The sequence below is a fragment of the Nostoc sp. CCY 9925 genome, from assembly GCF_963920935.1.
Classification (GTDB): domain Bacteria; phylum Cyanobacteriota; class Cyanobacteriia; order Cyanobacteriales; family Nostocaceae; genus Nostoc.
On sequence record NZ_CAWUDO010000042.1, the window covers coordinates 24,808 to 40,325 of the forward strand.

Here is a 15,518-nt window from a genome sequence, read left to right on the forward strand (position 1 = left end):
AATCGGCTAAAGTTGCTCTATTGGCGTCTTGCTACACTGTAGTAATCCTAAATCATTTGTACGAGAAAAAATCGCTGGAAAGCCAACAAATACCTTCTTTTAATATCCGTATTTTCTCACGTTTTAATTCTGATTACTATAGTAAGTAATGAAATTGCTAGCGTTTATAGTTGATGCCATAATTCCAGTTAATAAAGCAAGATTTTCGTTACTAGAAGTAACCTTAATCAAGGTATCATTACCACTCTGAGAAATAGACAAACCTGAGTAGCTCAAACCACCCGATAAAGCAATCAAATCTTCACTAATGTTGAAATCTTTGATTGTATCTCTACCTTCACCCTTGGCAAGCACAAAGATATCATTACCTGCGCCTCCTGTAAGATTATCAGCACCCAAACCGCCGTAAAGTTGATCGTTTCCGTCACCACCAACAATTACATCATTACCAGCAAAGCCAAAAATCAGATCGTCTGAGCTACTTCCCTGTAAGTTATCAGCCTTGGCTGAACCTGTGATAATACTATTAACTTGATTGCCATTTTTAATGTTGACGACATCAATATCGTCAGGGTTGAGATTGTTATATTTAACATCATTACTAACCGCTTTAGCAGTAATAATTTGGTAAGCAATATTATCATCTGCAATGCCATCATCAACACCTGTAACCGTGACCATGTGCGGTATATTCCAGTTAGCTGCGGTAAATGTCACGCTAGAAACTGAAACAGTACCTTCATTCACATTGGAACTACTTAAACTTAAGGTGACATCGGCAGTGGGTTGGCTATCGAGTTGAATACTGAAGTTAGCGATGCTACCAGCTTCGGTAGTTACAAGCGCATTGGTAGGAGAGATAGTAATACCCGTTGTGTCGTCGTCAGTAATCGTACCAATACCTTGGTTATCAGCAATGGTAGCGTTGGTGGGATTTGTGAGATTGACAAAAAAGCGCTCATTGGCTTCGTCAACAAAATCGTCGAGAATCGGTACTGTGATTGTTTGAGAAATAACTCCAGGGTTGAAAGTCAGGGTTCCTGTGAGTGGGGTATAATCAACCCCAGCGATCGCACTATCATTACTAGTGTTATAACCGACTGTAATTACGTCACTGCTGGCATTAGAGAGTTTGACGGTAAAAACAAGATTGCCACTGTCTTCCTTGCCGCTTTTATCTACGATGGAGATAGTGGGTTGGGTGTCATCGTTAACTATGGTAACTGTGGCTGGAGCGATCGCAACTGTTTGGTTTGGGTAACTCAGCTTCAGATTAATGGTTTCGTCAGCTTCATTGACCTTTTCACCCACAACATTTAATGTAATAGTCTTTGTTGTTTCTCCAGCGGCGAATTTTACAATCCCAGACGAACTACTTGTGACACCTGCAACCTTAATACTGTTGTAATCACTGTTAAAAGTTGCTGTGCCATCGAGAGCATAATTTACGGTAGTAGCAACGCCAGTATTACCACTGCGAGTCACGGTGAAAGTGACAGTTTTGCTACCACTATTACCTTCAGTCAAAGTTGGGGTAGCAGTTGAAATCGCGTAATTTACATTAGCAACAGGACCAAAGTTAGTATTCCCTATATGATTTAGCGGTTGACTAGCAAAGCTTCCAGGTGATGTGTTAGCAGCAGTATTTAATGCCAGATTCGGTGCTGTCCCAGTGATTACACTTGCCACCCAATCCGAGGCTGTTGAACCGATGGTATTGCCTGAACGCCCTACATATCCGGCAATAAATGAGGTGGCTACAACTGTGGCATTAGTTGGAACTGAAGCCCCAGAACCTTTTTTAAATACAATCGAGCCGTATGCTTTGTCTGTGGTTCCCCCATCTAAAACCGAAACTGAATCTAGCACAGTCCAATTTGAGTAGACAGTACCATCAGCACTACCATCGTTATTTGAGTCAATATCATTGCTCAAGGTAGGTGCAGTAGTAGTTTGAATTAGGAAAAAGCTAACAGACCCACTTTCGATGTCGTTTGCACCTTGATGACCGATTGAACTTGAGGTTCCGTTCCCCCATCCGGCTCCGCTTCCAGTATTAGTAACTACATTAGCGTTCGGGTTGGTTGTATAAGTATTACCTTTTTGCAGAAGAACCAGCAAGCCATTGCTACCAAACTGTTTACCAGACAAATCAAAAATATCTTGAACATTGCCAGGGTTAGTAGCCGAATCACCCTCAATGCCAACTAAATAAGTTCCAGCTGCTAGAGTCGCACCGGGAGTTCCACGCAGTTCGATATATTCTTTCGGGCTATCTGTACTAGGGGGGTCAAACAGAATTTCGTTGATTAGTGTCGGGATAACGACATCATCATTAATGATGTCTACTTGAGCAGAACTGGTAGTAATTGTTGAGCTTTCCGGCGCAGTTGTCAGGTTGGGATTACTGAGAGTAACAATAATATTTTCATCAACTTCAACTGTATACTCACCTAAAACATCCACTGTAATCGTCTTTGTCGTTTCCCCAACTGCAAAGCTTAAAGTCCCCGATGAAGCAGTTCCTCCATTGGTAACCTGAATATTGTTATAGTCACTGTTTAAAACTGCTGTACCGCTAAAGGCATAATCCACTGTACTCGCCACGCCAATACCACCACTGCGAGTGACGGTAAAAGTAACAGATTGAGTACCGCTATTACCTTCAGTTAAAGTTGGGGTGGTGGAAATTCCGTATTGAATTGCATCATTAGCAGCAATATTTATAGTAGCTTCAGCGATCGCCCCAGCAACAGCCCCCGTGATTGTACCGAAATTGAGTACAAGGATTTCCGCATTCTCAGGTAAATCGTCTGGTTGAATGGGGAAAACTATTGTTTGGCTTAAACTTGAACCTGTTGCCCCAGCACTAAAAGTAAGACTAAGGGGTGAAAATATGTAATCGTTGCCACTGCTAGCAGTGCTACTGTTGTTGATGAGAATGGGAACTGTAACTTCAGTATCGGGAGTCACGTCTAAAGTAACGGTAATAATTACCTCAGTAGTAGTACTACCTTCTGTAGTGTTGTAGGTAGCAGCACCAAAGTTAACTTTTACGGGTGCAGTAGTATTGAGTGACACTGAAACGTTACTGGAGCCTGAATTAGCCGCTACTAAGTCCAAGTCGTTGTCTTTGTCAAAGTCCCCCACTATCACCGAAGTAGGATTGCTTCCCACGTCAAAATTACTGGCAGTCCCAAAACCACCACTGCCATTGCCCAACAGTACTGAAACTTGGTCAGAGCCATAATTAGCCGCTGCTAAATCCAAGTTGCCATCTTTGTCAAAGTCCCCCACTATCACCGAAGTAGGATTGCTTCCCACGGTAAAATTGCTGGCAGCCCCAAAGCCACCGCTACCATTACCCAACAACACTGAAATGTTGTTAGAGCCATAGTTAGCAACTACTAAGTCAGAGTTGCCATCTTTGTTAAAGTCCCCCACTGTCACGGAATAGGGGTTGTTTGCCACATCAAAATTACTAGCAGCCCCAAAGCTACCAGCCCCATTGCCTAACAACACTGAAATGTTGTTGGAGCCAGAGTTAGCCACCGCTAAGTCAGAGTTGCCGTCTTTGTTAAAGTCCCCCACTGTCACGGAATAAGGATTGTTTCCCACAATGAAACTAGCAGCAACGTTAAAACGACCACTGCCATTGCCGAACAACACTGAAATGTTGTTGGAGCCAGAGTTAGCCACCGCTAAGTCAGAGTTGCCGTCTTTGTTAAAGTCTCCTACTGTCACGGAATAAGGATTTTTCCCAACACTAAAGCTTGTGGCAGCCCCAAAACCGCCATTGCCATCACCCAACAACAGTGAAACTTTGTCTAAGCCATAGTTAGCTACTGCTAAGTCGGAGTTGTTGTCATTATTGAAGTCTCCGACTGTTACCGAAGCGGGACTGCTTCCCACACTAAAGCTTGTGGCAGCGCCAAAACCACCACTACCATTGCCCAACAACACTGAAACTTTGTCCAAGCTATAGTTAGCTACTGCTAAATCAGAGTTGCCATCTTTGTTAAAGTCCCCCACTGTTACGGAACGGGCATCGCTTCCGACATCAAAGTTGCTGGCAGTTGCAAATGATAAGGGTAATATTGAGCTATAAGCATTCGTGACTTCTGGTCTCAAGCCTAAATCTGACTCAATGGAGCCAATTTTCACTTCTAAATCCCAGTCACCACCCAACTCGGCACTACCGGTGATGTCATCAGAAGCTGCCACATCTGCCCCTGTGATTTGGCTCAAAAGTTGCACAAAACTTTGATCAAAAGATGCCACACTGCAACCGTAAAGCAGAATATCAGCATCCTGTGTTAAATAATTTCTCCACTGTTGCAATTGATTGCTGTAGGAGTTCAAATTGTTGGCATTGAGTTGAGTTGCCCCTAGTTGCAAACTTCCTACACTACCGTGAGAGATGATTTGAACTGATTGGTATTCCCCACTTTGCAAAGCTTGAGTAATTTGTTCTACTCCATCTTTATTTGAGTCAAGGATTACTACACTAGTCCCTGGTTGAATGCCAGCAATCAAGCTTTGATAGTCGATAACTGCTCGATCAATAAAGACAATATTTTGATTTGGCATCTGTAATTCCTCTATAAAGTTCCTTGGAATTTTAGAAGTTTTGTAATTCTTGTTAGCCGATAAAACTTGGGAACTCGAAAATGATGGATTTAGCCACGCAACACTAAATAGGAAGCAAATGCCTAAACATACGCTTCCATAGGTAAATAAAATAAGTAATTTAACCTCTTTTTATGGAGGTAAAACAAAAAAGTCTCATATAGTAACTCAGGATAAAATTATGCTAAAAAAATAATAATTACTACAGTATTATTACTGTAATAACTAAAATGCGCTAAAAATGGTATTAATGTAGTAAAAGTAAAAGGCTTGACTGGAATCATTGATGAATGTGGGAATACCTCGACTATCGGCGATCGCCACATTCACAACACGATAAAAATTGATAAAAAATGTCTTGTTAGCTTCAAATTTTTTATCAATTCTGATACAAAGGCTAATAATTATTAAAGAGTTACCAATATTAAAAATTACTAGCCAATGTCAAGATCCAATTTACATATTTTTACTGTTTGATTAATAATTCTGGTGCTACTAATCCTTTTTGGATAGCTAAGACAGCAGCTTGAGTGCGATCGCGTACTTCTAATTTCTGCAAAATTGCATGGACGTGAACCCGCACTGTACCAGGGGCAATGTAGAGAATTTCAGCAATTTCTTGATTGCTTTTGCCTGCTGCTACCAGTGCTAAAATTTCTTGTTCGCGCTTTGTTAAGGGATTTTCTATAGTTTCTTCAGTTTTTGTGGGTAGCACCGTCGTAGAATTCCCCTCAAAAGCTGCCCTAATTTCTGTTGTTGCCGTTTGATCCCACCAAGAAGCCCCTGCTGCAACCGATCGCACTGCTAATATCAGAGACTCAGCAGCAATACCTTTGAGGCAGTAACCTTGTGCCCCAGCAGCAATTAACCGTGAAATCAGAGGTTTTTCGGAACGAGACGTTAAAACGAGAATTGGTAATTTTGGGTGCTTCTGCTTGATTTGACGGCAGGCCTCAATGCCGCCAATTCCCGGTAAACCGATATCCAGTAAAACCAAATCCAAAGGATAATGATTGGCTAATTCTACAGCTTGTTCTCCATCTTCTGCCTCTGCAACAATTTCCAAACTACTTTCTTGTTGCAACCGCATCCGCAGACCAAGCCGAAATAATTCATCATCTTCAACGAGTAAGATTTTTGTCATTTGTTATTGGTCATTGGTCATTTGTCATTTGTTATTGGGCATTAATTAGTTATTCTTTGTCCCCCTGCTTCCCTCACTCTCTCATCTCTTCAACTCCCTGGCGGTGGACAAGCAGGGAGTCGGAAACCAAACACAGCGCCTCGTGGTGAACGATTTTCTGCCCAAATTGTACCTCCATGAGCTGTAATTATTTGCCTGGTTAAATAAAGCCCTAGTCCCGATCCTGAGAGGTGGCGATCGGTATGTCCTTGATAAAACCTCTCAAATAAGTGGGGTAACTCTTCTTCGGTAAAGCCGGAACCAGTGTCGAGTATTTTTACCACTTGCTCGTTAGAATAACTTTCAAGTACTACTTCCACTTTACCGCCACGGGGAGTATGGTTAATGCCATTACTCAACAGATTGGTGAAAACTCGCCCCAGTTGCAATGAATCACCGTTTACCCAAAGAAAGCTGCGAAAATCTGATTCGCCATAGTGCAGAGAAATATAAACCTGACGTGTTTTTGCTAGTTCCATGAGGGTGGCTATTACATCTTCTGCCACAGTTACTAAGTTAATAGGCGATCTTTGTAGTTTCAGCCCTTCGGCATCGTTGCGGTAGACATCTAAAAGAGTTTGAACTAATTGCAGTGTACTGCGATGACTACGAGCCATTGTTTGCAGGACTTTTGCTTGCATTGGGGTGACTTCACCAAATTGCTCATTTTGAAAATATTGCAGGGTTTCAATTGCCCCAAGTAAGGGGGTTTTCAAGTCATGAGTGAGGGTAGAAATAAAATCTTCACGCATTGCAGCTAGTTGTTCTTGGGAGCGTAATTGTGCTTGGGTATAAGCGATCGCTTCTTCATTGCGACGGTTGCGTTCGCTTAATGTCGCAGTTACCACTAACGCTAATACTGCAATTAACCTATTTGCTAAGGTTGGAAGATTAATTATTTCTCTTCCTGGGACAAACAAATTTAATAATGTTAATCCTGTAGCCGCAAGAGTCACCCCGAATACTCCTCCCCGATTTAATCGAGAATCTGCTAATAAAATGGTCGCTATGTAAAGGTAGCCAAATACGTACTCAGGCGGTGTTATGTATTCTAAGACTATGACTATGATAAAGGCGATCGCTATTAGTAAATATGTCTCAGCACGCTCTTTAATCGATTTCTTTATAGTCAATAATCGACTTAACATAGTTTTTAATTATCACGATTAATACTAAAAAAATAGGTATAAATTAAATTATTTAAATTTTTAGATTGTTAATAACTTCCTGAATCTGAATTTCGTGAATCCATTACTCGCAACCATTTTTTCATTTGGTATTGATATCAGGCTCTTGATTGTTAAAAAACTCTGTACATCTCTAAAAAGCTGATTTTATACTTCCGTATAAACACGATTAATCGCGTTTTTACTTCCTCATATAAGTTCCAAAATTAAAGAGTATTACTATATTCTGGCTCCTGAATTTTGACTATTAATTAAGGTAGTTATGTTTCCACGTTGAAAAACCTAAAAACATAGCTACCTTTTGCTTTTAAGATAACTACCTTTCTTTTAGTGAGGAGTTGGGAAAAAAGTTAACCTTCAGACTCCTCTGAGATAGGCTCAGATTCAGTTTCCACTTCCACTTCTTTTTCGACTTTAGTTGGAGGTTTAACTGGTTTTGGGCCGCGCATTAGTGCAAGATTAACAGGTGGCTTGTTTTCATCTGCAAAAGATCCTTTTTTACCTTTACCAGACGAGCGATTGCGATCGGGTTTTGAGCTTTTGGGGTTGGATTCAACAGGAGGGGTGGAATCCAAATTTTCCAAATTGGTGTCAGTACTTGCTTGGGACTGACGTTCTGATTTTTTGATTGGGCGTTCTACCATTGTTTGTTTTGATAAATTTACCGAAGAAGAATTCAGAATTCAGGAGCCAGAATTGAGCTTGGGAATTCTGTGCGAATGGACGGAAAATCGAGGTTTAAAGCCCCCGATTGTAAGACGCTCGCGGACTCGCTAACGCTACGCTATCGTGAGGAAGAAAAAATTCTTTCCTGAAACCCCTGACTTCAAGCATGGGGTATTCTGAATTCTGAATTCTGTCTTCTGACTCCTTCTCATAGAATTCATCAACTACCTGAAAAAGCATTCACAACAAATCAGCAGTTAATTTACTAAATGTAGTAATGAGTGCGTTATTAATAGCGTAACGTACTCTATTACCACTACTCAACAAAATTAGGTCGTGCCTGTTGCGTTAGTTTCAACTTTGACTCTAAAACTGCCCAATTTTCCTGCTCAATTAAGTTAGTCAACTCATCGAGGTTGTGGCGATACTGGTGCAGCGATCGCAGCAATGCTTGACGATTATACCGCGCCATCATAATCCCCAACTCTGGATTCCCACCACCCACACGGCTGGTATCCCGAAAACCTGAACTAGCAAGCTTTTGGGCTAATTGCAAAACCTCTGGGTCAGTCTCACTCAAACAAGCAGCAATCAATGAGGAACTAACCATCACGGGTAAATGAGAAATCCAACTCACAGCCCGATCGTGTTGTTCTGGTTGACAATGGTAGATATTTGCTCCCAGCGATCGCACAATTTCTTCGACAATTGTAATTGCAGTGGTTGGTGTTGTGGTAATAGGCGTTAGTACATAAGGTTTATCGACAAATAAATGCCTTTGTGCAGCTTCTATCCCACTATCTGCTGTTCCCGCCATTGGATGACCACCAATAAAATTGTTCCAAAGGGGAGAAATAGCTTCTACTATTTCTGCTTTCGCGGAACCCACGTCAGTCACAACTGTAGTGGGAGACAAATAAGGAATTAATTGTGCAAATTGGGGCACAATAAGTGCTAAAGGTGTACAAATAAATACAACTTCCGCAGCTGCCAAGAGGCTCAAATCCGCTGATGCGCGATCGACACTGCCAAGGGCTACTGCCTTTTGGCAAGTCGATTCACGGCGACTAACTCCTAAGAGCCGATGTCCTTGCGATCGCAAATCAAAACCCAAAGATCCGCCAATCAGTCCCAGTCCTAAAATCCCAATATCCATTTTTTAATTTTGACATTTCATTTTTTACGACTTTACAACTATATAAACTTGGCATCCCAGAGGTAGCATTGATGACTGTAGAGGAATTGCTGGAACAATATGCGGTAGGAGTCTTAAACTTTAGTGGTATTGAACTGTCTGAAGCCAATCTGAGTGGGGCTAAACTCAGTGGCGTGAATCTGAGCAATGCTAATTTAAGTGTAGTTAATTTGAGTGGTGCCAATCTGAGTGAAGCTAACTTGAGTAATGCCAAGTTGAACGTAGCAAGACTGAGTGGTGTGAATCTATGCAGCGCCGTCCTCAACAACGCCAGTCTTAATGTAGCTAATTTGATTCGAGCAGATCTCAGCCGCGCTCAACTTAGGGGAGCTTCACTCATCCGTGCTGAGTTAATTCGCGCTGACCTCAGTCGTGCTGACCTGTTTGAGGCTAACCTCACCAGTGCCGATTTACGAGAGGGGACTCTGCGCCAAGCAAATCTCCGTAACGCTAACTTGAGTGAGGCTGTGTTGAGAGGCGCTTCCCTGACAGGAGCCAACTTAGAAATGGCTAACTTAAACGCCACTGACCTGAGTCGTTGTGACATTACCGGCGCGAATTTGCGAGATGCTGAACTCAGACAGGCAAATCTCAGCCATGCTAACCTCAGTGGTGCAGATTTGAGCGGGGTAAATCTCCGGTGGGCAGATTTGAGTGGGGTAAACCTGAGGTGGGCAGATTTGAGCGGGGCAAAATTGAGCGGGGCAAATTTAATTGGTGCAGATTTAAGCAATGCAAATTTAACGAATACGAGTTTAGTACATGCGGATTTAACTCAGGCAAAATTAATTAGGGCGGAATGGATTGGTGCTGACTTAACCGGAGCAACTTTAACCGGTGCAAAACTTTATGCTACTTCCAGATTTGGTTTAAAAACCGAAGGTATGACTTGTGAATGGGTTGACCTCAGCCCCACAGGCGATCGCTCAATTATCCAAAAGTTTCATTCGGAAGATTCACGAGATTTTTTTAACGAAACGCCCCCAACAATTCGTATTATTATTGATGCAGCCCTAGAACACGAAGCTAACTTTGCTCTTGCTGGTGCCTACTACCAAATTGCTCAGGAATACCGGGGACTCAAACAACCCCCTAGCATGGAAAGTGGTCGTCGCCGTACTATTTTCACCTTCCGCGTAGATAGTGACGAAGCATTATTCCCCACAGCTTATATTGCAATCCTTCCCTTTCTAGATGCGGCATCTACCCAAAAGAATATTTACCAAATGGTGGAAATGATTAATACTGAAGTTGTCGCAAACTCAGATTTAAAATCTTTCAAATTGCCCCATATGGTAAAACAATTAAATATGTATTTAGAGCAAGCCATAACTAAAGCGACAACAATCAAAGAAATGAAAAAAAATCTAGAAGTAGCTGCCAAGTTAAATTTTTGTAAAGCTCCAACCCAAATAATTTTAACAAATTCTAGCGCCCAGACTTTGATTGTGCATGACAATCCTAACTTTGGTAAAAGATTTATTAATCGGTCTTCTCTCAACGCTTCAGTTTATGATGATAAATCTAGTGAATCAGCAAAATATATATTACCTTCTTTAAACATGGTTATAGATTTTGTTAAAGGGTTTCACTATATTAGTCATTAGTTATTGGAAATTGGGCACTTGTACTGAGCGACTTGTGCCGAGCGAACGCGAGTGCGTCTCGTAGAGAAGTCGAGGTAAGCCTAAGTATGGGTCATAGGACATTGGATATTAACTATTAGCTATTAGATAACTGACAAATGACTAATGACTGATGACTAATGACGAATGACAAATGACAAAATTTTGGAGGAAAAATGCGCGATTCCTTTAATAAAATGATTGGTCGAACTCGCTATGTAGTCTTTCGCCTGTTTCTACACTTGGGTGGAGGTGAAGTAGCACCAATTTTGGGAGTATTAAACAGTGCTGGCCGAGATGCGATCGATGCTGATGGGGACTTAGAAGTTTTGGGGCAAGCATTGGTAGAACTTTCCGAAACCCTGTTGCAATACGATGATTACTGGCTTTCGGCTGCCAATGAAGGAGATGTATTTTGGAATGAAGGCGAAGCAGGAGATTATGTTAATGAGTTATTTACTGACTCCGCCCAAAGATATCTCAGTGAACCAGATTACAGTTCTGCTTCCGGGTTTAATGAACCTTTATCTGTACCTGTAACTCGCAACGTCATTGTGATGATTACAGTAGCTTATGAAGGAGAAGTAACACAATTGGAAACTGATCTTTCTAACGTTCAAGCAATCAAGGAAGGATTGAAAGCCCTGATCAATTTGCATTACAGTCATAAACTACGGGCAGTCCAAGTACATTTCTCACCAGCGCAGTTAGGCGATGAACTTACTAGCGATCAGCTGTTGGAATATTATCCTGAATTAGTTCCTTTGTAATACAGCGGATTTCAAGAAAAGTGAAGTAGACAACCATTTGTCTCAAAGCGTAGGGTCAAGTCTGTTTTATGTTGGGTAGTCCGTACTTACTGCTCACATCAGGAAATTGTTAAGCTCGGAGATAGGATGATAATGCAATGATTATGACCATAGTACGTAAATTTACAGTCGTTTTCTTAGCACTGAGTTTGTGTTTAACAACTGTAGCCTGCGGAGGCGGAGAGCAAGCTAGCCCTCCAGCTAAGAACGTTAGCCAAACCTCGACTACCACCAAATTGGGTGATGGTCAGTATCAAATTCAACAAGCTACTTACGACGATGCAACTGGGCAGTATAGCCTATTTTTACTCAACAACACGCCCCCAACCTTTGCAACTGAAAATTTGCAAATGGCACGGCTAACTGATGATGAAATTAAGCAGGGTAAAAAAACTTATCTGAAGGTAGAAAATGGACAGCCAATTTTATATCTGACGGAAGATTTTAAAATTGCCTATGTCCACAACGTTACCGAGAACAAAACTAATCCCGAAACAGGAAGACAAGAAACGGTTGTAGTCCGTCAAGAAAATAGCTTCTGGACACCGTTTGCCGGGTCTGTGGCTGGTAGCTTGGCGGGTCAAGCCATTGGTAGTCTATTGTTTAGACCCCAGTATTATGTTCCCCCTGTCTATCAACCAGGAGGACTGCTGACTGGCTACGGTGGATATGGCAGCAGCTATGGCCAAGCAGTTGAAAGGTATCAAACCCGTTATAACCAACCACCCGCAGCAGTGAGAAATCGCACTGCTTTCCGCAGTACAGGGACAATTAGAAGGTCATATCCCGGTAGTTCAACTGTACGCACACGTACAAATACAGGTAATAGCCGTCCCTCTGGTTCTGGTTTTGGTGGTAGTAACTTGCAACCTTCTGGCAGATCTAGTACTACTAGACGCAATTCTGGTAGTAGTTTTGGCACTGGCCGTCGTTCTTCAGGCAGTCGCTCATTTGGCACGGGTAGACGCCGTTAGTCTATGAAATTCCAAATTGAAAAACAGACTGCCTAGCAACTAAAGTTAGGTAGCATTTGATAAAGAGAAGTCCGAGGGTCGGACTTCTCTTTATATCTCAATGATCTTGGATTGACCTACAGCATTACCTAAGAAAAATGTTTTACAGAAATTGTTTTCAAAATTGAAATATAATACTAAATTTCAGAGTAAATCTATAGAATTCATATTTGATTTTTGAAAAAAATCGGCCTCAAATTTAAAAGGTTGATTCCCTATTTACTATCCCCTACTTCCTGCCTATCTTCCTTGCGCTTTTTTTGTCCTAAAGATTTAAATTAAGCTAATTAAGAGGCGTAATAGCATAGCAAATCAGGGCAAAATCCACGTTCATAAAGATAAGTCAGATAATAAGAAATACTAAAGATAAATATTGTTAAAATCATAGGAATTACTTTATTAATATCTATTTTTTGATTTTTAAACATTTCTAAACAAGACATGAAAATCATCAAAGGCCAAAAGATAGTTGTTGTCAAAAACATCACAAAGGACAAAAATTTATCTTCTGGAGTAGAAGTGGGATGACGTAGGGAAAATATTAACCAATTGGTCAAAAAATAGCATGTCATTAACAGGTAAGCAATAGTTAAACTTAATTCTATCTGATTCACTCTGTGTACTCCTTGAGTTATATGAGATTCACCAAACATCATCCGTACAATGTTATAACATACTTTTCTCAGGAGTCAGTCAGACTTTTATCGATTCTAGATTATGTAGTAATTAAGAGGTTTAATAAATAATAATTTGTTATAATTAATACATTTAATTCAGTGAAAGTATTTGAAACAAGATGTGGCGATCGCTCATACATTTTCCCCTAGCACACACATCTTTTGAATCACGACTAGTTGCATCAAAAATCCAAAATACCAATATATTGGTACTTGCTCAGTCTGGAGAACGATTTTGAGGGAACAGGTAGGCGATCGCAGCGTAACCAGATACGGTGAGTAAACTAACCAAAAAAGCTGCCAGAACAAAGTTAGGCATAAATCCAAAATGCCAAATAAACGTTATATTTAGATACAAATTCCAAATCTTGACGCCCGTCAAAAAATCAAGATTTTGAATACTTTCAAATTAGCAATTCGGTATGACATAGCCGTGACTAGCTGATGTCAATTTCTTGTATTTCAACGGCCAATCCAAAATCCAAAATCCAAAATTTATTGACTTAAGCCAAAGGCAGAAAAAAACGAAACGTACTGCCAATTCCTAATTTGCTTTCTACCTGAATCTGACCGCTTTGTAGTTCAATCAAACGATGGGAAATCGTTAAACCAATACCAGTACCTCCGGAATGGCGATCGCGTGATTGATCGGCTCGCCAGAAGCGCTCAAACACGTGGGGTAAATTTTCTGGGGCGATACCAATACCTGTATCTATAACTGCGATCCACAGTTTAGCTCCTTCAATCTCAGCACGAATAGTAATTGAACCTTCGTTGGTATAACGCACTGCATTACCGAGCAGATTAACCAACACTTGTTCTGTGCGATCGATATCTGCCAATACAGGAGGCAGCACAGACGGACATTCCAAATTCAGAATTGGCCCATCTTCTAACAGTTGGTCAGTAAATTTCTCTACTAATGACTCTAACAACGGACGCAGATTTACCCGTTGTATATTAATTGGCAGATAACCAGCTTCTGCCTTCGACAGTTCTTGTAAATCATTCACCAACCGCTCTAAGCGCCTAGTTTCTTTAGCTAAACGTCGATAAATTTCTGGAGACGCTTCAATTTCTCCATCAGCCAGTTCTTCTAAATAACCGCGCACAACTGTTAAGGGTGTCCGTAGTTCATGGGTCATGTCTCCAATCACTTCTCTTCGCCGCACTTCCACCCCTTCTAAACTGGCTGCCATCCGGTTGAAACTAGCACCTAATCTATTCAGTTCTGGAATGTCATACACTGGTAATCGTGCATCCATCTGACCAGCAGCAAATTTTTGGGTGATTTGTTCCATCTCAGTCAACCGCTGCATAATTCTTCTGGATACCCAGTAACTCAATCCTCCAGCGGCAGTGCTGCCAACTAAAACAGACCAAATAGTGCTTCGCTGCCAAGCAATTTCAAATCCTGTTACCAATTCAGTACGAATATCGATTAAATCAAACCCCTGATTTTCTAGTCGCTCCAAATGCAAGACAAAGAATCGGGGAGAAGAAACTTTGCTGATAATAACTAGACTAGCTACCCCCACTACCATTACTACCAAGTGAGAAAAAAATAGTCGTCCTCTCAGCCCCATCTTCATAACATTTACGCCGTCGGCGAGTCTTCAAATTTATAGCCAACCCCAACAACAGTTTTAATAAAAGTGGGATTTGCTGGGTCAGGCTCAATCTTTTTTCGCAACCGAGCTACATGAGTATCCACTACGCGTTCATCACCAAAAAAGTTATCTCCCCAAAGTTTATCAATTAGTTGCGTGCGGTTCCAAACTCGACCAGGATTGCTGACAAAGGTCGTTAGCAAATTAAATTCTAGGGTAGTTAAGTCGAGAATTTCAGGTTGCTGGGAATTTATCTGCCGACTAGCAGTGCGCTGGTCTACGTCTACTATAAAGTGTTGGGTACGATTGACTTGATGTTGTCCTCCTTGACGCAGACTACGCCGCAATAGGGCCCGTACCCTGGCTACTAACTCTCTGGGGCTAAAGGGTTTAACCATGTAATCATCAGCACCAGTAGATAAACCAATCACGCGATCGATTTCCTCGCCTTTAGCGGTGAGCATCAAAATATAAGGATCTTTTGCGCCTGGTTTCTGGCGAATTCTGGCACAAACTTCCAGCCCATCCAAAGCAGGAATCATTAAATCTAGAATGATTAAATCGGGTGGTTGCTCCTGAAACATCCGTAAAGCATTCATCCCATCACGGCTAATACGGCAGAAAAATCCTTCTTTTTCTAAAGATAGTTGGATTAAATGAGCAATTTCTGGTTCATCTTCAACTATTAAAATATCCATCTAAAATTAACGCCGAATAAAATACGCAGATTTAAGAAGACGCGGGAAAATAGGGCATGGGGCACTTGTACTGAGCGGCTTGCGTTGAGCAACTTGCCCTGAGCATAGCCGTTGGCGCAGCCTCTGGTGGAGAAGGGAGCCGAAGTATGGAGCACTTGTACTGAGCGACCTGTCCTGAGCGAACGCGAGTGCGTCTCGTAGAGAAGCCGTTGGCGCAGCCTCTCGT

At 41.5% G+C, this 15,518-nt stretch carries 10 protein-coding genes; 3 read left to right on the forward strand and 7 right to left on the reverse strand.

Features of this window, described 5'->3' with window-relative positions; genetic code table 11:
- Positions 1 to 123 precede the first annotated feature (123 nt).
- The 5 genes from ACM0OY_RS20805 to ACM0OY_RS20825 all read right to left on the reverse strand — a co-directional run bounded on the left by ACM0OY_RS20805 (position 124) and on the right by ACM0OY_RS20825 (position 8,821).
- The gene (locus tag ACM0OY_RS20805; protein ID WP_414570748.1) at positions 124 to 4,590 is read right to left on the reverse strand and encodes a DUF4347 domain-containing protein; all 4,467 of its coding nucleotides are present in this window, start codon (positions 4,588 to 4,590) and stop codon (positions 124 to 126) included.
- Between the two features lie 505 nt (positions 4,591 to 5,095).
- Positions 5,096 to 5,773 carry a response regulator gene (locus tag ACM0OY_RS20810; RefSeq protein WP_414570749.1) on the reverse strand — a complete coding sequence of 226 codons (678 nt, stop codon included), beginning with the start codon at positions 5,771 to 5,773 and terminating at the stop codon, positions 5,096 to 5,098.
- A gap of 89 nt (positions 5,774 to 5,862) precedes the next feature.
- A complete protein-coding gene (locus tag ACM0OY_RS20815) occupies positions 5,863 to 6,960 on the reverse strand; it encodes a sensor histidine kinase (protein WP_414570750.1) in 1,098 nt (365 codons plus the stop codon).
- A 389-nt stretch (positions 6,961 to 7,349) separates the two neighbouring features.
- Complete coding sequence (locus tag ACM0OY_RS20820; RefSeq protein ID WP_414570751.1) at positions 7,350 to 7,643, reverse strand: hypothetical protein; 294 nt, start codon at positions 7,641 to 7,643, stop codon at positions 7,350 to 7,352.
- Positions 7,644 to 7,981: 338 nt separating this feature from the next.
- Positions 7,982 to 8,821: a prephenate/arogenate dehydrogenase gene (locus ACM0OY_RS20825; RefSeq protein ID WP_414570752.1), complete on the reverse strand. Its 840-nt coding sequence runs from the start codon at positions 8,819 to 8,821 to the stop codon at positions 7,982 to 7,984.
- Positions 8,822 to 8,892: 71 nt separating this feature from the next.
- Here ACM0OY_RS20825 and ACM0OY_RS20830 point away from each other — a divergent pair, with 71 nt between their 5' ends.
- The 3 genes from ACM0OY_RS20830 to ACM0OY_RS20840 all read left to right on the forward strand — a co-directional run bounded on the left by ACM0OY_RS20830 (position 8,893) and on the right by ACM0OY_RS20840 (position 12,268).
- The gene (locus ACM0OY_RS20830; RefSeq protein WP_414570753.1) at positions 8,893 to 10,467 is read left to right on the forward strand and encodes a pentapeptide repeat-containing protein; all 1,575 of its coding nucleotides are present in this window, start codon (positions 8,893 to 8,895) and stop codon (positions 10,465 to 10,467) included.
- Positions 10,468 to 10,661: 194 nt separating this feature from the next.
- Positions 10,662 to 11,255: a DUF1517 domain-containing protein gene (locus tag ACM0OY_RS20835; RefSeq protein ID WP_414570754.1), complete on the forward strand. Its 594-nt coding sequence runs from the start codon at positions 10,662 to 10,664 to the stop codon at positions 11,253 to 11,255.
- Positions 11,256 to 11,392: 137 nt separating this feature from the next.
- Positions 11,393 to 12,268, forward strand: a complete 876-nt coding sequence (locus ACM0OY_RS20840) for a hypothetical protein (protein WP_414570755.1) — start codon at positions 11,393 to 11,395, stop codon at positions 12,266 to 12,268.
- Between the two features lie 1,219 nt (positions 12,269 to 13,487).
- On the opposite strand, the gene ACM0OY_RS20845 is transcribed toward ACM0OY_RS20840, so the two are convergent.
- Together ACM0OY_RS20845 and ACM0OY_RS20850 are read right to left on the reverse strand one after the other, a co-directional pair.
- Entirely contained in the window at positions 13,488 to 14,576 is a 1,089-nt protein-coding gene (locus tag ACM0OY_RS20845) for a sensor histidine kinase (RefSeq protein ID WP_414570756.1), read from the reverse strand.
- Positions 14,577 to 14,581: 5 nt separating this feature from the next.
- Complete coding sequence (locus ACM0OY_RS20850; RefSeq protein WP_414570757.1) at positions 14,582 to 15,292, reverse strand: response regulator transcription factor; 711 nt, start codon at positions 15,290 to 15,292, stop codon at positions 14,582 to 14,584.
- Positions 15,293 to 15,518 lie beyond the last annotated feature (226 nt).

Bases quoted from the DNA above. Each gene is read 5' to 3' on its own strand.
- ACM0OY_RS20840 (WP_414570755.1), top strand. From the start codon at position 11,393: ATGATTATGACCATAGTACGTAAATTTACAGTCGTTTTCTTAGCACTG.
- ACM0OY_RS20845 (WP_414570756.1), bottom strand. From the start codon at position 14,576: ATGAAGATGGGGCTGAGAGGACGACTATTTTTTTCTCACTTGGTAGTA.
- ACM0OY_RS20850 (WP_414570757.1), bottom strand. From the start codon at position 15,292: ATGGATATTTTAATAGTTGAAGATGAACCAGAAATTGCTCATTTAATC.
- ACM0OY_RS20835 (WP_414570754.1), top strand. From the start codon at position 10,662: ATGCGCGATTCCTTTAATAAAATGATTGGTCGAACTCGCTATGTAGTC.
- ACM0OY_RS20825 (WP_414570752.1), bottom strand. From the start codon at position 8,821: ATGGATATTGGGATTTTAGGACTGGGACTGATTGGCGGATCTTTGGGT.
- ACM0OY_RS20820 (WP_414570751.1), bottom strand. From the start codon at position 7,643: ATGGTAGAACGCCCAATCAAAAAATCAGAACGTCAGTCCCAAGCAAGT.
- ACM0OY_RS20810 (WP_414570749.1), bottom strand. From the start codon at position 5,773: ATGACAAAAATCTTACTCGTTGAAGATGATGAATTATTTCGGCTTGGT.
- ACM0OY_RS20815 (WP_414570750.1), bottom strand. From the start codon at position 6,960: ATGTTAAGTCGATTATTGACTATAAAGAAATCGATTAAAGAGCGTGCT.
- ACM0OY_RS20830 (WP_414570753.1), top strand. From the start codon at position 8,893: ATGACTGTAGAGGAATTGCTGGAACAATATGCGGTAGGAGTCTTAAAC.
- ACM0OY_RS20805 (WP_414570748.1), bottom strand. From the start codon at position 4,590: ATGCCAAATCAAAATATTGTCTTTATTGATCGAGCAGTTATCGACTAT.